Source organism: Clostridium lentum, assembly GCF_014287815.1.
Classification (GTDB): Bacteria; Bacillota; Clostridia; order Clostridiales; family Clostridiaceae; genus Clostridium; species Clostridium lentum.
Map to the genome: position 1 here is coordinate 79482 of NZ_JACOOQ010000009.1, position 22051 is coordinate 101532.

Genomic DNA, 22051 nt, shown 5'->3' on the forward strand with positions numbered 1-22051 from the left:
TATATTAATAATTAAAATCTCTTCTAAAATATTTATCGAAAACTATCTTTTTTTCTTTATTATAAATTACAAAAAGATAGTTTTGCTAATTTATATAATCAGCAAAACTATCTTTACTTAATCAATTTATAAATGATTTTATTTATTTTTTCCTCTTCTTTTTGAATGTTAATAATCCACCTAAAGTTAAAATAGTAGATCCAAGTCCTATTATTCCAAGAGAATTAACTCCTCCTGTTTTAGGTATTGATTTATCATCTTCCTTATTATTTTTTTCTGAAGATTCTACACTAACTGGTATTTCTTTTTTATCTGATGTATCAGGCTTCTCTTCTGGAGTTTCAGGTTTTACTTCTGGAGTTTCAGGTTTTACTTCAGGAGTTTCAGGTTTTACTTCAGGTTTTACTTCTGGAACTTCAGGTTCATTTGTAGATTTATATAAATCTTTTAATACAGTTACTACTTCTACATTATTCTTTGGAACCTTTATTTCTATATAATTTTCATCTGATGTTTTATTAAATAAAGCTCTTATAAATGATATTTTCTCTTGTAATTTTATTTTGAAGATAATATTTTCACCATCTTCTTTTGGTTCATCTACAAATTTAAAATTATAATCTTCTTTAATGTTTTCAATTAATTTATTTATATTTTCTACACTAGAAGTTTCTAATACATTTATTTCTTTTGGAGACTCTAAAGTACCTTCCCCATTACCTAATTCTATATTATCAGCTATCATTTTAGCTTTAACAGTTACTGTTATAACTAAATTAGATTTATTTCCACTATTATCTACAGCTTCATAAGTTATAGTATACTTTCCTGCAATGTTAGTATCTATTGATTCAACAATTTCATTAGAATCATATTTTCTTATAACCTTTATAACTTCAACTTCACCATCTATATTATCATTTGCCTTTATTTCAGGAATTTCATATTTTTCTCCATTTTCTAGTATTACTTCTGTTTTACCAGCATAATCAAATATTGGAGCTTCTTTATCCTGTGGTTTCTCTGGAGTTTCTGGTTTTTCTTCTGGCACATCCGGTGTTTCAGGCTTTTGATCTGGTTTCACTTCAGGTTTTACTTCAGGTTTTACTTCAGGTTTTACTTCTGGAACTTCAGGTTCATTTGTAGATTTATATAAATCTTTTAATACAGTTACTACTTCTACATTATTCTTTGGAACCTTTATTTCTATATAATTTTCATCTGATGTTTTATTAAATAAAGCTCTTATAAATGACATTTTCTTTTGTAATTTTATTTTGAAGATAATATTTTCACCATCTTCTTTTGGTTCATCTACAAATTTAAAATTATAACCTTCTTTAATGTTTTCAATTAATTTATTTATATTTTCTACACTAGAAGTTTCTAATACATTTATTTCTTTTGGAGACTCTAAAGTACCTTTCCCATTACCTAACTCTATATTATCAGCTATCATTTTAGCTTTAACAGTTACTGTTATAACTAAATTAGATTTATTTCCACTATTATCTACAGCTTCATAAGTTATAGTATACTTTCCTGCAATGTTAGTGTCTATTGATTCAACAATTTCATTAGAATCATATTTTCTTATAACCTTTATAACTTCAACTTCACCATCTATATTATCATTTGCCTTTATTTCAGGAATTTCATATTTTTCTCCATTTTCTAGTATTACTTCTGTTTTACCAGAATAATCAAATATTGGAGCTTCTTTATCCTGTGGTTTCTCTGGAGTTTCTGGTTTTTGCTCTGGTACATCTGGCGTTTCAGGCTTTTGAGCTGGTACATCCGGTATTTCAGGCTTTTGATCTGGTTTCTCTGGAGTTTCTGGTACATCTGGTGTTGTATTATTCTGAGCTTCCTTTACAACTACTATTATCTCTAATGTAGCTGTATTTCCAGCACTATCAGAAGCAGTATATACAACTTTATATTTTCCAGATATAGTTGTATTTATACTTTCTACAACTTCATCGTCTTTAGTTATTATCTTTGTTACTGCTACATTACCTTCAACATTATCATATGCTGTTACTTCAGGCTCTACATATTCACTTCCATTTTCTAAAACTATAATTTTATCACCATTATACTCAAATACTGGTGCTTCCTTATCAGCTTCTAATACTTTAACTTTAACAATCAATTCTGATGATTTATTACCACTTGAATCAGTTGCACTATATGTTATTGTGTATAATCCTTCTACATTTGAATCTATATCTTTTACAACTTTACCACTTTCATCTTTTATTACATGTGTTACAGTAACATTTTTATCTAAATTATCCTTTGCCTTTACATCTGGCATTTTAAATTTAGAACCATTTTCAACTATCAATTGTGATGCACCATCATAAATAAGAGTTGGTGCCTTTATATCATTTTTAGTTAACTTATAAATTTCATTTTCAAATTCATCACTATTTGGCACTCTTACTGAAATATAATGTGACTCTTCATCAATATTAGCAGTTCTTAATAATTTAAATAAGCTACTCTTCTCTTTTAAAACTAATTTATATTCAATTTCACTTTCACTTATAGTTTCTTTATCTTGTAGCATAACTTTATATTCGTCTTTTGCAAGATTTAATAGTTCCTTTAATGAATCAATATTTTCTGTTTTATATATTACTGGTGATTCTTCTGTTCCTTCTCCACCAACTACAGTTATATCCTCTGGTAACTCCTTGAAGTCATGTGATACACTAAATGTAAATTCATCAAATGCTCCACTACCATCAACTGCACTTACTGTAACAGTTGCAATACCATATCCTTTTGCTACTAACTTAACACCATTTTCAGTTTTTTCAATTGCAATAACTTCTTCATTAGAACTATTCCATTCTATTTCTTTATTAGTTGCATTATCAGGTGTAACTGTTGCAGTTAATTCAATTTCATCATCACTCTTTATATAATGATTTAAGTTTTCTTTATTGTTTATAGTAACATTTGTTGCTAATATTTCAACATATTCTGTAATAACAATTCCACCTGTACTATTATCAATCTCTTTAGGAACTCTTACTTCTAAATATACTGTTCCAGAATTTCTAAATACAGCTTCCTTTTTAGTCATTTCAAAGCTATATTGAACATAATTTGAAAACTCTTTCTTAGTGCTAGTTATCTTATAATCTTTAGTTGCTTTACTTAATTTTTCATTTAATGAAGTTATTCCATCAGCATCTATAACTTGTACAGCTATTGATTCTTCCTTTGATGAACCTTGTCCACTATTAGGTAATTCTGCTGTACTTCCATTACTAACAACAATCTTTCTTGTAACTGTAGTTACTGCATTATCTGCATCTATTACTTTGATTTCAGCATCATATCTACCTTCTCCATTTATCTCTGGAACTGTAACACTTGTTGTGTAACTTGTTTCATCAGTTATATTAATTCCACCTAAAATCATTTCTTCTGTTACTACTGTTCCACTCTTTATAACAATAGCACTATCATTCCCTGATACTATTGGTGCTCTATTAACTCTTACTGTTCTTTGAAGCTTAGTAGTTTTGTTTCCTGAGTCAGTTACAGAATAATTTAATTTATATTCACCTGGTACTGCAGTATTTACTTTTCCATCTATAGATAATTGTGAAGTTAAATTTTCATCTCTATCATCAGTAACAGTTACTCCTGCTTTTGGATTAAAGCTTTCTCCTATATTAATAACCTTATTATCTGCCCCATTAATTACTGGTGCCTTATTAACTTTAACAGATACTTCTCTTTGTACTTCAGTAGTTTTTCCATACTTATCAGTTGCAGAATATGTTAATGTATATTTTGTATCTTCTTCTGGATTTAAGTTTAAATCTCCAGTTACATTTACTTGAAGATTTCTTCCTTTAGCATCTGTTGCAGTTACTCCTTGTAATAAATTAAATACTGTTCCACTTTCAATTTCAACTTTTTCAGCTCCTGTAATTGTTGGTTTTTCAAGTTCTGTATTATACTTTACATTTACCATTAATTTAATAGGCTCTGATTTTTCACCCATACTATCAACAGCATAAACTTTAAATGTATGTGTTCCAACTTCTTCCGAAGTAAATTCTGTTATAAGTGGTTGAGTATCTTCTTTACTTTCGTCAGTTACATTAGTAATATCTCTTACTTCTAAAGTGACTTCATCATTATCTTTGTCTGTCTTTTTTAATCCTTCTATTTCATTAAATACTAATTTGTCACCATCATATATATCTATAACATCTTTTTCTACTGTTACTTTTGGTGCTGTATTTAAACTTAAGGATTTTTCATTATAATTAACTGCTAAATTAGAATATTCTGTATTATCTTTTGCAACATATTTGAATAATTCATTAGTATTAGGAATTATATTATATGTTCTGTTATTAGAATCCTTTGCTTCTATTTCTAATGTAAATAATTCTACTTTATTTCCTGTTTTAGGTAATGCACTATCTGATGTAATAATAACATTTAAAGTATTGTCTGCTTCGTTATATGTATAATCTGTAAATATGCTATTCTTAGATGGCTTTTCACTTTCACTAGTTTTTGCCTCTACTGTTTTTGTAAGTAAATCAGCTATTTTATATGTTCCATCTTCATTAGATTTTATCTTTACATTTCCATCTAGCTTAATACTAAATTGCATAGATTTAGCTATATCTTGAATATTATCTAAAGATACCTTTACTGTATTACTAGTTAACTTTTCAACATCAAGATATACAGCTTCTTCTGAAGCTCTGTAAGTAGCTGCCTTCATTATCTCCGGAGCGGCATATATAACTGCCGCCGTCGAAGATATAGCTAATGCTGAGGCAATTGCAACTTTAACTCTTGTCCTTGCTCTCTTCATAAGTTATTCCCCCATTACTATTATCTATTTTCAAATGCTTTGTTCATTAATTCACCATTTATTTCCATTACTGTTGTATTTTCATTTTTAATTGCTCTTGCATTAGAACTATTAAACTCTATTTCAGGTAATGTGTTTAAATCACTTGGTAATTCATATAAGAACGTATCACTTACTAATCTTTGACCTACTGGTGCTCCATTATTATCTAATTTATTGTATCTGTAAAGTTCAGCTTTAATTGAAGTTCCTTCTATATTATCTACCTGACCTTTATCGCTCTCTACTTTTCCTTGATTATTAGGTTCTATCCAATAAATCCAAGTTCCTTTTGCCACTTCTGAAAGCTCTGAATTTTCTGGTAATGTAGCTAAAAGTATAGTATTTGCTTTTATTGCAAAGTTTTCATCATTTTCATTTAATACTAAAGGTATATTAAATGCAGGATTTCCTCTATACTCACCTGTTACAATTATAGACCCCTTTGGAATAACTTTGCCAGATTCATATTCATAATCAGATTTTAATCTACCAATTCCATTTTTAGATAATTGTTCATTATTATCTGTTCCAATTTCTATATTATCACCAGCAGCCGTTAATAAATCTAACTCTGCTATTGATATTTCAGAATTTCCTTTAGCAACTAATTTAACATATCTTGCATCATATGACCAAAGTTGTTGTGCTTCTGTTTTACCATCTTCGCTAAAATATACTGTTTGAGTAGTCTTAGTGTTGTCAAATGTTCCACTGCTTGCTAATGTCCATCTATTTCCATCTAAACTTGTATACACTTCATATTTTGATATAGGTGTATATACTTTTTCTGTATTTCTACTGAATAGATTTCTAAATGAGAATTTCTTAGCAGTATTTTGTGGTGCTGTGTAAGTTAAACCTACTAATGAATTATTTTTATTTAAATCAATAATTACATATGGATCTTCTCTTCCATCTTTCATACCTTGGAACACTGTATCTGTATTATTGTCATTGATTCTCTTTATTACACCATGTTGCATTGTTCCATGACCACTATGTTCATCTCTTTCATCTTCATCATTAGTTGTATTAGTACTTAATACCCAATCAGTTTCAGAAATACTTCCATTGTGAGCTATTTTAAGTTCTCCTATAACTGTTTCTTCAGTTTTATTTAAATCATAGTCATAAGCAACAACCTTATATGCTACAACTCTATTATTTAATGTATCTATTGAATCAACATAAGTTGTTACCCCTGATTCACTTGTTCTGTCTCTTTCAACAAAACCTACTGGCGATTCCACAATACCTGTTGCTGTTGATTCTTTTCTTATAATTTCATATCCTAAAATCTTATCTGAATCTTTTGTTACACTTAAGTTTAATGGAACTTCCTTTTGATTTAAGTAAGATTTAGAAGTAATTTGATTTCCTTCATTATCTGTTCCAAAGTTTGCTACTACTGCTGTGTCATTAGTCATAGTTTCAGTATTAGATGTATCTAATCTTCTTCTTCTTGCTTCATCATTTAAGTAGTATATAGCTCTTGTTTCTTTTTCATACTTCATTTCATCTAAATACTTATTAGTATTAGGGCTTGCTAATATTCCCCACTTCTCAAAGAACTCTCTTAAATCCTTTTGTGCTGCATCAGAAGCTCTCATGATAAATGTTTGTTCTACTGCATCATATCCTTCTTCCTTTGGTGCTGCTGCTTTCATTCTATTAGCTCTATATAACTTAGCATAGAATGAATCATTATTTGGATCTGTATCTTTATTATTTTCTAGCATTTTATAAGTTTCATTATTATCATATGCTAAATGTAATTGCCAATACATTCCTAGTTTTGCACCTATATCACTGGTTGCTCCAACACTACCTGATGTTACTTTGTCATACATTGTAGTATAAGTTCCATTTTCAAGTCTTGAATTTGCATTTCCATTAAATGTTTGTACAATTAACCCTAAAATATTATTTGTAACTTCAGCTTGAGTTAATCCTGCTACATCTTGAGTATGTCCAATTTCATGAGATATACCCCATCCATATAAACTACCTTCATTAGGATTAGTTATATTTCCTGTAGCATTAAATTTAAATGGTACACCTTGTACTAATCCAATACCAGAGCCTGCATCTATTCCAACATGATGAGAAGATGCATACATAAATGCTCCTGTAAACATTCTTTGATATTTTATATTTATACGGCTTCTTGGAGCTCTATGTTTGTTAAAGTATTCTTGTTCTGTTAATCCATCAATTAAACTAGCAGTATCAGATTTATTATTATCTATTCTTCCATTATTATTAAAGTCAATAGCTGTTTCTGTTACACCTTTTAATGAATATGAAATTTCCATAAGTTGTTCCCAAGCTAAAAGTGCATCATATAATCTGTCAACTTCAGCATTTTCATCTCCATTAAGTCCTTGTGTAATACCTGTTAAAACTTCTGTTGCGCTAAGAGTTAACATTACTCTTTCACTTTCAATTTCTGTACTATTTAATACAGCTGTCTTTTCATCATATTTGTATTGATTATTTTCCTTATCTTCTACTGTTGGGTAAAGACTTGGTAAATCAGATACATATAATTTAAGATTTCTTATGTATTCTCTTATTAAATTCTTAGCTTCTTCTTGTTTGTTACTATCAGTTATTATATTATTTACATTTAAATGCGGAATCTTACTTCCACCACTTACACGCACATTTATTTTTTGTTGTTCATACCATCCTGAAACAGGTCTTATATATACATTTCCACCTTTTTCAACATCCATATTAAACTTACCACTTGGTACAGTTACTTCATTTTTACCATTTCCAATTTGTACAGTTCCTAAGTTCCATGTTCCACTTTCTGCATAGTTTTGAGTAAATAATACTTCATATTTGGTGTGTGCTCGTCCTTCTTCAGTTCCTACATAAATATTTATAGTTTCACCTGGTTTAGCAACAACCCCCAATGATTGCCATGCATTTGCTTGACCTAAATTTGGTGAAAAATCAAGTATACTTCCATCAATAGTTAACACTTCTTTATTTAAATTTACATCATCTAAAATCTTTTGTGCTATTTCTAATTCATCTAAAATATTTTTTTGATTTGGATGGTACTCTAAGCTAACTGGATCTATAGCTTTAGCTCTTTCTACAAGTCCATCAATCTTCGCTTGATTTACTTCATCTTTTAATACAAGCTTTAAGTCATCTGCAAATAATCCATTTACCTCATCTTCTAAGCTATCATAATTATAGAATTTCATTTCTGATATACTTAAATTACGTCCTCCTGCAAGATTAAGCTCAACTTGCTTTGCTGTTACAGGCTTTGGTAATTTTACTTCTACATAATTAACTCCATTTTCTGCTCTTTTACTAGAAACTCTAATATCGTTAAGTTGTATTACTTCAACTGGATTATTATATGTTGTATCATCATTTGAGTATACTCTTAATTTAGCTTGCCATGGTAGTGGGTATTTAGAAGTATTTTCTAACTTTGTAGCAAATCTTATAGTATCAAATGTATATTCCTTATCAAATGTTACTATTGGAGCTCTTTGTCCATAATGTACTCCTGAATCCCAATCATTAAGTACCCATGTAGTTGAGTAATCATTATCAAATATACTCATACCATCATTATTTGAAAGTTCTAATGCACCACTTCCTTTTACTGTAACTTTTTCTATATGAGTAACCTTACCATCTTCAACAGTATTTATTAATCCATAGTTTGTAAACTTAGGTGGAACTATTGCTGTTGTCTTTCCTAAATAAGTTTTCGATAATCCACCTGTACCATGATGATTTGTTGCTGTCATCTTAATTTCATATGTTGTTTGATCTTCAAGACCAGTTATTTCATAACTTGTACCTCTTATTAATTCATTTGAATCAGTTTTTTGTTCAGGTTTTAAGTTATAAGCTCCATCTGGTACATCATTAGTTGTATTACTATCTACATATTTAGGATCATTTGGATCATTTGCCTTTATCCATGCACCTGTTCCAATTTTTCTATAATATAAATCATAGTCTTTAGCTTTTTGATGTGCTTTCCAACTAACTTTTAAGCCTTTATATGTTCCAGTAACAGTTATTCCTTCTGGACCTTCCGGTGCCGTTTCTGGTATAACTTGTAATTCAACAATTGAATCCGCACCAAAATAATTTTTATTTGCTACTTCATCTTTTGAATTTGTATCTAAATTACCTGATGTAGAATTCCATGCATGTGGCATATAGTTATTATCAACATTATCTGGTTTACCATCTTTATCATTTACATTAGTTGCTAAATTTGTTTCTCCTGTTGCATTAGCATCATAATCATCTTGCTCATCTTTATATCCACTTGCCCAATCCTTACCATTTAGAGATTGAATACTAAATCTATAAACACTATATGGTTTTACTTGAGTTATGTTTAATGTATTTTCGCTTGTTTTATAGTGATTAGTTGAAACTACATTTCCATTTTCGTTAAGCTCTTCAACTTTTATTTCATATCCTGTTACGTTTGGTTGGTGATCCCATCCTATAGTCATAGCTTCATTTCCAACAGCAGTTGAACTTGTAAAGCTATTAATTACAGGTATATTCATATTTGGTTTTGGTAATTCTTTATATACATTATTTAAAAATTCAACCTTTGCAATTTCTGTTAAATTTTTATTACTTCTACTACCAGTAACATTTATAGTTATTTTACTAACGGCTACTTGCTTTCCTAAGTCAATAACTATTTCATCCATTGCTTCACCTGAAGCTGTTCTAGCTAAACTTTGTTTTACATTACTTTCATCATATTTGTATTCTACACCATCAATAACAACACTTCCTGATGCTGGTCTTGTATTTCTAGGTGCCTTTATCACCACTTGCTCCATGTTTATAGTATTTTCTGCAGCAGTTCTTAAAGACGCTGCTTCTATTTCTGAATCACTTGTTGAACCTGCTAAACTCATTGGAATACTTATTGGATTTTCTTCAGATATTTCTGGAGCCTCTTCACCATCAACTGTTTTTGTTGATAATGATATTTTTGAACCATCACCTACTAAAATATTCTTTATATCTTGTCCTTCTCCTATAGAAACTTTAGTATCATCTAACTTAACATCTACAGCTTCTGGATTTATAATTGGATCAGTATCAACTACTTCTGCTGTCTTAACTGTTGCTCCTATATTTCCATGTATGTAAGTTAAATCTGTTATGTCAACTTTTGAATCTCTATTTATGTCATATGTAGTAGTATTTGTTTTATTTTTCATTTCTGCTTTAGCAGCTTCATAATCTTCTTTTGTTACAGAGTTTACTCCATTAACATCTCCTGCTAAAAATACACCTGGATAATATTCAACATTAGCTTCTGATTCATTCTCTGAATTATTATCAGATAGTACTATTCTATTATCGCTTGTCCCTATCTTAACTCTTTTTGATGATTTTGTTATATCAATATTACTAACATTTGCTGTAGTATATCCTGCTCCTTCAACTTTAAGAGAATACTGTCCTAAATCTAAGTTAGTAAATGTTAATTGATAAAAATTTAATTCTTCAGCATCATTTTCAATTGCTATTCTCTTTCCATTTAATGCTTGAAGAGTATAGTTAACATTCCCTATTGTTCCTTGCAAATTATCATTCCCCAGTTGAACTTGGCCTACTTCTTTATCATCTTTCATTAAAGTAACTTTTATATTTGTTTTTGCTTTATCAGTGTTTTTTATTGGCATAGCAAAATTCATGTCTAATTCTAACTTACCAGTTACACTCACCTTTTTATTTGAATCAATACTATCACTTGGTTTTTGCTCATTATTATCTTTTTCTGATGAATTATCTTTTGAGTCTTCCTCTGAATTTGAATTATTGTCATCTCGTTCATTAGAATCTTGATTTTCTTTTGATTCATCATCATTATTTTGGTCATTTACTGATTCTTCATCAAAAGATTGAGTATTATCATATTTAGTTTCATTTGATGAATCTTCAGCAGAAACATTACTTATCAACTCAGTTTTATTATCTGCAAAAGCTGCAACTGGACTAAATTGAGTAGTTATCATAGCAGCAGCTAAAATGCATGATATTTTTCCTTTATTCATAATTTCCCCCTAGTTGTAATTTTAAATTATTTACATTTTTAAAATTTTATATTTCACTTTATTGGTAAATAATTTTATTTTCGTAATTTTATTATATATTATTTTTTTAATATCAAAAATAATTTTTTCGCGAATTTATAAAATAATTAAACGAACAATTAAAACCAATAGCTTTATTTAATATTTAATTATAATTAAATATTAAAAATTTTTAATTATATTTTAATCTGCACTTTATAAAAAAATAAATTATTCATAATATAATTAACTTAGAGGTGAATAACAATGAAAAAAATTACTATATCTACAATTATACTTAGTACTTGTTTAGGTTTTGTTGGTTGCTCTAATACAGTTGGATTGAATAATTCATATGAATCAAGTACTACAACTTCATTAAATAATTCAAGTGAAAATACTAATAGCAACACTATAAATACTAATAATATACCTTATTCAACTAATCAAAATTTACCTACTCAAAATACGATTAGTTCTGATGAAGCCAAACAAATAGCACTACAACATGCTAACTTATCAGATAATCAAGTTACTTTTATTAAAGTATCTCAAGATTATGATGATGGTATTAAGAAATATGAAATTGAATTTTACTATAATAATACAGAATACGATTATGAAATAAATGCTTACAGTGGTGAAATATTAAAATTTGACTATGATGCAGAATACTATAATCCATCTAATACTATTTCTTATTCAAATTCTCAAAGCTCTTCTACACAAAATTTAATAAGTTCTGATGAGGCAAAAAATATAGCATTGCAACATGCTAACTTAACAGATAATCAAGTTACTTTTATTAAAGTATCTAAAGATTATGATGATGGTATACATATATATGAAGTAGAATTTCACTATAATAATAGAGAATATAATTATGATATAAATGCTATTAACGGCACTATATTATCGTATGAGCAAGACTAAAATACTAATATTAAATTTTTTAAGTTACTTAATATCTCCTATAAATTTTTATTTTTCTTGATTTTATGATAAAATTAAGTTTTTAGGAGGTATTCTTCATGTCTATAAGTAAAGATTTTTCAAAAGGAAGTGTATCTAAAAATATTTTAAAATTAGCAGTTCCTATGACTTTAGCTCAGCTCATTAATATTCTTTATAATATTGTTGACAGGATGTATATTGGAAGAATTCCTAATGCATCAAGTTTAGCTCTCACAGGTGTTGGAATAACTTTTCCTATTATAACCATAATAATGGCCTTTGCTAATTTATACGGAATGGGTGGTGCTCCACTTTGTTCCATTGAACGTGGAAAAGGAAATAATGAAAAAGCAGAAGAAATTATGGGTAATTCTTTTACTTTATTACTGATTACTGGATTAATGCTTACTATTGTTATATTAATTTTTAAAAAGCCCCTACTATATCTTCTTGGTGCAAGTGATAATACCTTTTCTTACGCTAATGATTATATAACAATTTATCTGTTAGGTAGCGTTTTTGTAATGATCAGCTTAGGTATGAATAGCTTTATTAATTCCCAAGGTTTTGGTCGCATTGGTATGATGACTATTTTGGTAGGTGCCATAACTAATATAATCTTAGACCCAATTTTCATCTTCCTACTACATATGGGCGTAAAAGGAGCTGCTTTAGCCACCATATTTTCACAGTTTCTCTCTGCCATTTGGGTATTTCGCTTTTTAAGGAGCAATGATGCCATACTAAAATTAAAAAAGGCATATTTTAAAATAAATATTATTCATTTTAAAAATATAATTACCTTAGGTTTATCAGGATTTATTATGTCCATAACTAATAGTATTGTTCAAATGGTCTGCAATGTTACTCTTCAAAGTTACGGTGGTGACTTATATGTAGGAGTTATGACTGTACTTAATTCCATAAGAGAAATAGTTATGATGCCAGTGAAGGGTATTACCAGCGCATCTCAACCTGTTCTTGGCTTTAACTTTGGTGCCAAGAAATATATACGAGTTAAAAGCGCCATAAAATTTAGTTCCATCGCCTGCATAATTTATACTACTTCTATTTGGTTTATATTAATGATCTTTCCACAATTTTTTATTAAGATATTTAATAACGAAGCTAATTTAGTTGCCTTGGCTACTCATTGTATGAATATTTATTTCTTTGGTTTCTTTATGATGTCCCTGCAAATGTCAGCTCAATCAACTTATGTAGCTCTAGGGGAATCTAAAAAAGCAATTTTCTTTTCACTACTTCGTAAAATAATAGTTGTGGTTCCACTTACTATATTACTTCCTAGATTATTTAATTTAAGTACAAATGGAGTATTTTTAGCAGAACCTATTTCTAATTTTATTGGGGGAATAGCTGCTTATTCAACAATGATTTTAACAGTTTGGAAACATCTTAGCATTGAAATTAAAAAATAAAATGAGTACATAATGCCTTAACATCATGTACTCATATTTTTTAACTTCTTTCCTCTAAAATTTCTTCAAGAATTTCTGCTGCATCTTCTACACAGCCTCTGCATGGACGTAATACTATCCCAGTCCCTATCCCTTTTAATTCCCTGCACATTACAGTGGAGTTTTTTTCTTTAAATCTCCTTTCTATTTCTTGTAACAACTCAATATCATCTTCATTCCACTCTGCTGGATCCTCCATATTTCTATTATCTTTTATAAAGTTAGCTATAACATATGCTCCCATTACAGCTCCACATACCTTATAAGCTCCTCCACTATATTTTCTTACTATGACTTTCATTGTTTCTTCATCAACATCAACTACATCACAAAATGCACAAGCAACAGCTTGTGAACATGTATATCTATTGCTATGTAGCTCTGCAGCTTTTGCTTTTCTATCTATCATATGCAATACCTTTCACCCTCCATAAATTATACCTATATTTAAAGTATACTTAAAATTATTATAGTTGTCATCTTTATAAAAAGTGCCCATTTTCAAAAATTTTCAATACTTTTTAATAAGTCAATTTTATTTTAAAATTTCTCTTATACGATTCGTATTTTCTTCTACCCATCTACATAAGCGTCTACCTTTAATTAGCTGCTCTCTTAATACTTTATCAGCAGTGATATAGCTATTATTAATTCCTTCATTATATCTAACTAAAAAATGAATAATCACATCTAGCCTACGTAACATAATCAAATATGGCATTACTTTTATTTCATCATCAGTTAAAGAGATAAACTTCTTATATCCTGTCATAAAGTTTGTTATATTATCAAATTTAACTTTATCATCTTCATCATTGGCAATAGCTTCTGATAAGCATATGGCTAAATCCATACATCTTAAATCTCTAGCAGTAAACTCAAAATCAAGAATTGCACAAATATTTCTTTTTTCATCTTCTAGCACATTAGAACTATTAATATCACCATGAATAAACTGATGAGGAAGCTCTCTTAATATTGGTATTATGTCTTTAAATTCAATAAAATATTTTTTCAATCCCCCTAAAATACCTCTTTCATTCTTAAAATCCTCAGGAGGATTATCACAAAAATCTATTACATCTTTTAAGGGGCATGTAGGATACGATTTTTCTAATTCATAGCAAGGCTGGTAGCTAGATTGTATTTCTATCTTTACTTGAGATAATTCTCTAGTTATTTCTCCTACAGCCTTACCAAGACTATAAAATTGTTTTTTATCTTTCAAATAAGGATTATTTCCTTTAATGGCTTTGGAAAGAGATGCTAATTTACCATCAATACTTAAAGCTACTGTATCGCCCTTAAAATTAACTTTAGGATTAGGTATAACAAAAGAAAGATTTCTTCTATTTAATTCCTCTAATATCTTATGCTCAAAACCTACTTTTTTCTTATCATTATGACTTTCATATATCCTCAAGACATATTCTTCTTCATTTATAACTAAAAACTTGGTGGTATTATTCATACCACTATTTCCATCCTTTACACTATAATTTATATCATTAAAATACTGTTTTAAAATATACTCAATATATTGCTCCTCCAAAACACTTCCTCCCTTTCTTTCATATTAATTATAAACTATGAGATTACTTCTTGAAAATTTATTCTATACCTTATGAATTAATCCTATCACTTGAAGTTAACTCCATAGCAAGTATTTTTATAAATTTAAAACATTTTACATACTTTGTCGATTGTTGCATAATTACCAAGGAAAACAATTACAATTTTAGAAAATTCTAAAGCTTAGATTTTTATTTATAATAAATATTAAATTTTTACACAAGAAAGGATAAACACTATGGCTAACATTGGAATATTTGACGTTTTAGGCCCAATTATGATTGGTCCATCATCTTCACATACAGCTGGTGCTGCTAGATTAGGTAAAATAGCAAGAACTATTGTTAACAAACCTATTAAAGATGTAACATTCTTACTTCATGGTTCTTTTAAAGAAACTTATAAAGGACATGGGACAGACCGTGCATTAGTTGCTGGTATCTTAGGAATGATGCCTGATGATGAAAGATTAAGAGATGCTCTTTTAATTGCTGAGAAAGAAGGATTAGAAGTACACTTCTTACCAGCAGATTTAGGACAAGTTCATCCTAATACAGTAAAAATCGTTATGACAGATTGTGATGATATTAATTGGGAAGTGCTTGGCTCATCTATCGGTGGTGGACTAGGATAACAATGTATCAGAAGAATTAATAGCTGCAATCAAAGCAGTTGAAGGTGTAAACCGTGTTATTTTAATAAATTCTTTAGGAGGTAATTAATAATGAAAATTGCTAGATCAGGTAAAGAACTTTTAGAAATCTGTGCTGCTGAACAAATTTCATTAAGTGAATATGCTATTCGTCAAGAAATGGAACTTAAAAATGTTTCTCGTGAAGATCTTTTTGCTCAAATGAAAATAACTCTTGATGCAATGAAAGAATCAGCTACTGCTGGTAGAGAAAAGAAGGTTTACTCTTTAAGCGGGCTTATAGGGGGAGATGCTTACCGTCTTCAACAATACTGCAATACTGGAAACTCATTAATGGGTAACGGAATTGTTATGGCTATGGCTATGGCTATTTCTTCTTCAGAAGTAAATGGTGCTATGGCTTCAGGTGCTGTAGTTGAACTTATGGGTGGAACACCAAAGATGAGTTTAGATGCCGCTGCTATCATCTTTAAAAATGTATTAGGATTAGTTTGTGACCCTGTTGCAGGTCTTGTTGAAATACCTTGTGCAAAGAGAAATGTCTCTGGTGCAATAAATGCTTTATGTACTGCTGATATGGTTATGGCAGGTGTTAATTCAAAGATACCTTTTGATGATGCTGTTGCTGCTATGTACAAAGTTGGTACAGGCTTACCTGAAGAATTAAGAGAAACTGCTTTAGGTGGATGTGCTATTACACCAACTGGTAAAGCTCTTCAAGAAAAAGTTTTTGGTAAAAAGGAAAATTAGTAATAATTTTATATATATTCTTTAGAAAACAAAACTCTATTTAAATATTGAAAAGAAGCTTCCTTTCCACGGAAGCTTCTTTTCAATAAATATTATGCTAACAGTTCTTCTTTTCCTTTATAAATATTTACAAATTCAGATACTCCTTCTAATACCAGTTCTAAACCTAATATCACTACATGTTCTGCTATCTTAGAAAATGGATCAAATATTAATATACTAGATAAAACAAATTCAATTATAGCTTTACTCATTGGAAAAATAAACTTTTCTTTCCTAGTAAAATAGTATAATCCTTCGTTTAAATAATTAGTTGCCTTATTTAAGCCTTCTAATCCCCAAAATACACCAACAATAAATAATGCATCACTTTGTCTTATAATTATTCCTATACCTATAGCAATAATAACTATTGCCCTTTCAATTTTTTTTCCTTCTAAAGTGGCATATTCCTTTGCTCTTATACCTTCTATGAGCATTATTATTCCTTTTATCAATAATATAGCTCCACAAAGGCTTGGAATCCATTTATAAATTTGCTGATGATTAACAATACATATAACTCCATTTAATATAATTAATATTGCTGATATGTATGCCCCAATTCCTCTTTTCATAGCTCTCACCTTTCCTTCTTCTTTTATCATTTAATATTTGCTATATATAATTCAATTATTTTATTAGAGAAAATCCTCTTTCATTATCTCCTGAAATATCAAGTTCATTAAATAGGCTCACTATTATCCCTTCATATTCTGCCGCACTTTTAGACTTTCTTATACGCTTAGCATACTTTTCACTGTCTTCAAAGCTATGAATCATATAAAACCAAAACTCTTTCATTTTATATAAAGCATTTTTATCACCAGAAAGAACTTCTTTGTATCTAGCATATATTTCATCATGAAAAGCTCTTAGAGTATCCTTATGTACTATAGATTTTTCTTTTATTTCTCCTATAAGTCCTGGATTAGCCATAAGTCCTCTTCCTAGCATAACTGTATCAATACTTGGACATTCAGACTTAAATTTCTTAAAATCTTCCACTGAAAAAATATCACCATTATAAACTAAAGTGTTCTTGCTTAATTTTATTGCATCCTTAAAAACCTCCATATTAGGAGTATTTTTATAAAAGTCTTGTCTTATTCTTGGATGAATTATTAGCTCTTCTAACGGATACTTATTAAATATTTTAATAAGCTCATAAAATTCATTTGGTGAATCTTTACCTATTCTTGTTTTTAAAGATATTTTACAATTTGTTTTTGAAAATATCTCTTCTAAAAACATATCTAATTCTTCTCTTTTAGCTAAAAATCCTGAGCCCTTAAACTTAGAAACCACAGTTCCTGATGGACATCCTAAGTTTAAATTTATTTCATCATAACCAAATTCATTTAACTTTTCTGTTGTGCTTAAAAAATAATCTGCATTATTAGTAAGTATTTGAGGAATTACCTTAATATTTTTATTGTGTTCAGGCTTAATATCATTTAATTCTTTTGAGGTAAAACAATAATTCATTGTTGGTACTATAAACGGTGTAAAATATTTATCTATTTCTTCGCCAAAAAACTTATTATATGTATTTCTATATATGTATCCTGTAACACCTTCTAGTGGTGCAAAATAAAATTTCATCCTATTAACTCCTCATTTTAAGCATTCTAATAACTTTTTTGTTTCATTATAGGTTATTGAATAAACAAAATTTGTAAAAATAAAGTTATCCCTTATGTGATATAATAATTTCACAAAAAACATAAATACATCACATAAGGAATGACTAGAATATGATTATACCATTAAATATTAAAATCAAAAATACTTATTATAAAATTTTTAAAGCTATTAATATTACATTTGCAAGATTAAATTCAAACACTGAAAATACTAATAGTGCCATCTTTATAAAAAGTATTCAATTTTATCGTAGTAAAATATATTTTTCCATTTCCTTGATATATTTTCCTAAATCTTTAGGATTATGAGCATCAGAAGCTGTACAAATTTCTACTCCTTCCTTTCTCATAGCCTCTAGCATATCATAGTTCATACCTAAGGGCATATTTCCATAATTAATAGAAAGTCCACTACTTTCTTCTATATACATATTATTAGCCTTAATCTGCTTTGCTAATTCTACATACATTGGATAAAAACCACCTGGTGGAAAAGCACCAAAACATTGCAATGCATTTGGATGGGCCAATCCATCAAATAATTTAGATTTCGCTAAATCTATAAATAACTGGAAATAGCGTTTATATATCTTATTCATATCGTAATCTTCACATTTCCACTTCTGCATCTTATGACCAAATGCCCATCCATCAATAAAATGAACTGCACCAACCATAAAATCTAATGGCAGTTTTTCCTTCCATACTTTTATTTGTTCTTCATGTTCTGGTGAATAACATACTTCAAGTCCAAATTTCATTTTTATTGGAAACTTATATTTTTTCATCTCTTCCACAAATTTAATATATTCATTAATATTACGTGCTTTTTTCACTTTATTTCCATACCAATTATTTTGATATGCATTATAATTCTTCATTTCATCATATAAAAAATAAAATTCCTTAAAAACGAAAGTATGCTCTAAAAAATATACCTCTTTGATTTTTCTTTCAATGGCCTTGTTAACAAATTGATCTAACCATTCCTTTGTATATGGCCCATTTTCTAAATGTACATGCACATCGATCATCTTTTTCTCCCCTTTAAAATTATTAAGCCTACACTAAATTGTATAATTTTTAATATTTTTTATTACTTTACTTATTACTTCAGAATTAAATCTAATTATTATTATATTACTTACTCTTTTTTATAAATATTTATTAATTAAAATGCTCCTTATATTGTAAGTTCAAATACTATTATATGCTCTCATATCTTCAAAAATGAATCCAATATTAATATAATATTTTTACTATTATCATAATAAAAAACATCTACCTAATTTAGATAAATGTTTTCATTGATTGACTAGTATTTAAGATATGTTGTATTATCTGGTACTCCTGACACTGATACACTATCACCTTCATTAAGAGAATTGATAATTTTCATATCTTCATTAGAAATTTCAAAGTCAAATATATTTAAATTTTCTTTTATTCTTTCCTTATTTGATGATTTTGGTATAGGAATAACTCCTCTTTGTACATGCCATCTTAAAATTATTTGGGCTATTGTTTTCTTATATTTCTCTGACAGACCTATAATTAACTCATTGGAAAATACTCTTCCTCTCATTATAGGACTCCAAGCTACTAATTGTATATTATTATTTTGACAATACTGAAGCATTCCTTCTTTATTACTTAATGGATGTATTTCTATCTGATTTACCATTGGCATTATTTGTGCAGTTTTCTTAAGCTCCTCTAAATGACCTATTTTAAAATTACAAACACCAATTGCTTTAACTTTTCCGCACTTATAAAGATATTCTAAAGCTCTCCATGTTTCTGCATTTAATTCATTAGGCCAATGTATAAGATATAAATCTAAATACTCCACTTGTAACTTCTTTAATGATTCATTACAAGCTTTTATAGTGTTTTCATATCCATGGTCATAATTCCAAATTTTTGTTACAATGAATATTTCCTCTCTATCAATTCCACTATTTTTTATCCCTTTGCCAATGCCAATTTCATTGCCATAAAATGAAGCTGTATCAATTTGCCTATATCCTACTTTTAAAGCATAACTAACTATTTCTGCTGTTTCATCCTCATTGCCTGACTTATATGTTCCAAATCCAATGGCTGGCATTTTAATATTATTGCTTAATTCTTTTATTTTTTTATTCATCATAATAACTCCTTACTTTTTTATAATATTCGTAATTTTACTCTCCAAATCCTTCATATTCATAATAAATACTTTGATTTTTTTCAGTGCTTCTATTTAAAATAAAATCAGGTAAAGTATCATTAAAAATAAAATTATTAAGTATTAATGCATTTTCATATCTATCCATTCTTAAAGCCATATTTCCATTAACTTCTTCATCAACACAAAGTTCTTGCACTGGTATACTTAATTGTTCTGTTTCTAAGTTTGAAAATTTTGAAATAGTATACGCCATATTCAGACCATCCATAATCTCTATATTAGTTCTAAGATAATCTAACATCTTATTTGCTATAGAAAAATACTTAATAACATCAGTTTTTTGTAATTTTTCTGCCACTTTAAAAAGTACTTCCCTCTGTCTTTCAGTTCTTTCATAATCATCGCCAACACCTTTTCTTATTCTTGCATAAGATAAAGCCTGTTTACCATTTAAAATTTGTAAACCTGCTTTTTCCACTGGGCAATCGCCTCCCCCAGTAGCTTGACCTATATATTTATTTAATTCATGTAATTGATATTCCTTCACATCAATTTCTACTCCGCCTATTTGATCAATTATAGCTTCAAAACCAGCAAAATTTATCATTATATATTTCTCTATATTTACATCAAAATTATACTTTATAGTCTCCATCACAAGTTCAGGTCCCCCTAAACTAAAGGCTAAATTCATCTTTTCTTCTCCATAACCAGGAATGTAAACTAATGTATCCCTGTATAGAGATGTTAATTTTACTTTCTCCTTATTACTATCTAAAGTAGCAATAATCATAGAATCTGATCTTTGATATTTTTCATCAAAATCAATTCCATCAACGCCTACTAATAATACATTAGTAATTCCCTCAACTTCTGTATACCCAATAGTTTCTTCTTTTGTTTTAACAGGTGCTTGTAAATGTTCTGATGTTAAAGGCTCTGTTTTCTTATATATATTAGCTCTAATATACATATATCCCGCTCCAAGGACTACCACACAAATTATAATTACTGAAAAAACAGCTATAAGAATCTGTTTATATTTATTTTTACATTTTTTATTATTTTTCATAATGTACCTCTAATATTTTAATGCTTTTATTTTATTTTACTTTATCTAACCTTTTATCATTAATTAAGTAACTTTGCATAAAATAATAACATAAAACAACTTCTTATTCAATTTTAGCCTAAAATCTTTGTAGATAAATAATTTTTTTAATTACAGCACATACTAAAAAAAATAGTTATGGAGGTTTTATAATGTTTAAAAATAAATTATTAATAAGTGAAGATAAGAAAGATATAGTAGAAATAATATCAACTAATGGCTGTGAAATATGTTGTGATAATAAACCTATGAAGGAATTAGTAGCTAATTCTACAAATGCAGCACAAGAAAAACACGTTCCACAATTTCAGATTAATGGAAATATTGTAAAAGTAGATGTAGGTAGCGTTAAACATCCTATGGAAGAAGCTCATATGATAGGTTGGGTTTATATAGTTACTAATCAAGGTGCTCAACGTAAATTTTTAAAAGCTAATACTGATCCTGTTATTGAATTTGCTTTATGTCCTGATGAAAAATTACAAGAAGTTTATGCTTACTGTAATCTTCATGGACTATGGATGACTAAAGCTCAATAAAATTATATTTAATTAGTAAAAAAGTGGCTTTCGCCACGCTCCCTTCGGGAATTTAATTTTAAGTATTCTAAAAGGCATAGAACTAACATCGGTTCTATGCTATATTTTTCCTATTAATTAATACTTTATTCCGTAT

At 28.6% G+C, this 22051-nt stretch carries 13 protein-coding genes and 1 pseudogene; 5 read left to right on the plus strand and 9 right to left on the minus strand.

Features of this window, described 5'->3' with window-relative positions; translation table 11 throughout:
* Positions 1-142: 142 nt before the first annotated feature.
* Positions 143-4861 (minus strand): immunoglobulin-like domain-containing protein, encoded by a 4719-nt coding sequence (locus H8R92_RS06755; RefSeq protein WP_186835051.1) that lies wholly within the window; start codon positions 4859-4861, stop codon positions 143-145.
* Positions 4862-4881: 20 nt separating this feature from the next.
* The gene (locus H8R92_RS06760) at positions 4882-10983 is read right to left on the minus strand and encodes a M60 family metallopeptidase (protein ID WP_186835052.1); all 6102 of its coding nucleotides are present in this window, start codon (positions 10981-10983) and stop codon (positions 4882-4884) included.
* Positions 10984-11268: 285 nt separating this feature from the next.
* Between H8R92_RS06760 and H8R92_RS06765 the strand changes: the two genes are divergently transcribed.
* Positions 11269-11934, plus strand: coding sequence for a PepSY domain-containing protein (locus H8R92_RS06765; RefSeq protein ID WP_186835053.1), 666 nt, complete (start codon positions 11269-11271; stop codon positions 11932-11934).
* A 98-nt stretch (positions 11935-12032) separates the two neighbouring features.
* Positions 12033-13394, plus strand: coding sequence for an MATE family efflux transporter (locus tag H8R92_RS06770; protein ID WP_186835054.1), 1362 nt, complete (start codon positions 12033-12035; stop codon positions 13392-13394).
* 40 nt (positions 13395-13434) lie between these two features.
* On the opposite strand, the gene H8R92_RS06775 is transcribed toward H8R92_RS06770, so the two are convergent.
* Together H8R92_RS06775 and H8R92_RS06780 are read right to left on the minus strand one after the other, a co-directional pair.
* Positions 13435-13842 carry a C-GCAxxG-C-C family protein gene (locus H8R92_RS06775; RefSeq protein WP_022212448.1) on the minus strand — a complete coding sequence of 136 codons (408 nt, stop codon included), beginning with the start codon at positions 13840-13842 and terminating at the stop codon, positions 13435-13437.
* A 126-nt stretch (positions 13843-13968) separates the two neighbouring features.
* A complete protein-coding gene (locus H8R92_RS06780) occupies positions 13969-14985 on the minus strand; it encodes a phosphotransferase (protein ID WP_022212449.1) in 1017 nt (338 codons plus the stop codon).
* 258 nt (positions 14986-15243) lie between these two features.
* On the opposite strand from H8R92_RS06780, the pseudogene sdaAB reads away from it, so the two are divergent.
* Positions 15244-15630 (plus strand): annotated as a pseudogene (sdaAB, locus tag H8R92_RS06785) (L-serine ammonia-lyase, iron-sulfur-dependent subunit beta); the annotation flags it as partial.
* Positions 15631-15729: 99 nt separating this feature from the next.
* Entirely contained in the window at positions 15730-16407 is a 678-nt protein-coding gene (locus H8R92_RS06790; RefSeq protein ID WP_022212451.1) for an L-serine ammonia-lyase, iron-sulfur-dependent, subunit alpha, read from the plus strand.
* Between the two features lie 92 nt (positions 16408-16499).
* On the opposite strand, the gene H8R92_RS06795 is transcribed toward H8R92_RS06790, so the two are convergent.
* From H8R92_RS06795 to H8R92_RS06815, 5 genes are all read right to left on the minus strand, one after another.
* Positions 16500-17054 (minus strand): DUF308 domain-containing protein, encoded by a 555-nt coding sequence (locus H8R92_RS06795; RefSeq protein WP_022212452.1) that lies wholly within the window; start codon positions 17052-17054, stop codon positions 16500-16502.
* 25 nt (positions 17055-17079) lie between these two features.
* Positions 17080-18051 (minus strand): tRNA dihydrouridine synthase, encoded by a 972-nt coding sequence (locus tag H8R92_RS06800; RefSeq protein WP_022212453.1) that lies wholly within the window; start codon positions 18049-18051, stop codon positions 17080-17082.
* A gap of 286 nt (positions 18052-18337) precedes the next feature.
* The gene (locus H8R92_RS06805; protein WP_022212454.1) at positions 18338-19126 is read right to left on the minus strand and encodes a PHP domain-containing protein; all 789 of its coding nucleotides are present in this window, start codon (positions 19124-19126) and stop codon (positions 18338-18340) included.
* A gap of 281 nt (positions 19127-19407) precedes the next feature.
* The gene (locus tag H8R92_RS06810; RefSeq protein WP_186835055.1) at positions 19408-20241 is read right to left on the minus strand and encodes an aldo/keto reductase; all 834 of its coding nucleotides are present in this window, start codon (positions 20239-20241) and stop codon (positions 19408-19410) included.
* Between the two features lie 37 nt (positions 20242-20278).
* Positions 20279-21337, minus strand: a complete 1059-nt coding sequence (locus H8R92_RS06815; protein ID WP_022212456.1) for an LCP family protein — start codon at positions 21335-21337, stop codon at positions 20279-20281.
* 191 nt (positions 21338-21528) lie between these two features.
* Here H8R92_RS06815 and H8R92_RS06820 point away from each other — a divergent pair, with 191 nt between their 5' ends.
* On the plus strand, positions 21529-21915 hold the full coding sequence (locus H8R92_RS06820; RefSeq protein ID WP_022212457.1) for a desulfoferrodoxin family protein: 387 nt from the start codon (positions 21529-21531) through the stop codon (positions 21913-21915).
* The last annotated feature ends 136 nt before the right edge of the window (positions 21916-22051 follow it).

Bases quoted from the DNA above. Each gene is read 5' to 3' on its own strand.
- H8R92_RS06755 (WP_186835051.1), bottom strand. From the start codon at position 4,861: ATGAAGAGAGCAAGGACAAGAGTTAAAGTTGCAATTGCCTCAGCATTA.
- H8R92_RS06760 (WP_186835052.1), bottom strand. From the start codon at position 10,983: ATGAATAAAGGAAAAATATCATGCATTTTAGCTGCTGCTATGATAACT.
- H8R92_RS06765 (WP_186835053.1), top strand. From the start codon at position 11,269: ATGAAAAAAATTACTATATCTACAATTATACTTAGTACTTGTTTAGGT.
- H8R92_RS06770 (WP_186835054.1), top strand. From the start codon at position 12,033: ATGTCTATAAGTAAAGATTTTTCAAAAGGAAGTGTATCTAAAAATATT.
- H8R92_RS06775 (WP_022212448.1), bottom strand. From the start codon at position 13,842: ATGATAGATAGAAAAGCAAAAGCTGCAGAGCTACATAGCAATAGATAT.
- H8R92_RS06790 (WP_022212451.1), top strand. From the start codon at position 15,730: ATGAAAATTGCTAGATCAGGTAAAGAACTTTTAGAAATCTGTGCTGCT.
- H8R92_RS06795 (WP_022212452.1), bottom strand. From the start codon at position 17,054: ATGATAAAAGAAGAAGGAAAGGTGAGAGCTATGAAAAGAGGAATTGGG.
- H8R92_RS06800 (WP_022212453.1), bottom strand. From the start codon at position 18,051: ATGAAATTTTATTTTGCACCACTAGAAGGTGTTACAGGATACATATAT.
- H8R92_RS06805 (WP_022212454.1), bottom strand. From the start codon at position 19,126: ATGATCGATGTGCATGTACATTTAGAAAATGGGCCATATACAAAGGAA.
- H8R92_RS06810 (WP_186835055.1), bottom strand. From the start codon at position 20,241: ATGAATAAAAAAATAAAAGAATTAAGCAATAATATTAAAATGCCAGCC.
- H8R92_RS06815 (WP_022212456.1), bottom strand. From the start codon at position 21,337: ATGAAAAATAATAAAAAATGTAAAAATAAATATAAACAGATTCTTATA.
- H8R92_RS06820 (WP_022212457.1), top strand. From the start codon at position 21,529: ATGTTTAAAAATAAATTATTAATAAGTGAAGATAAGAAAGATATAGTA.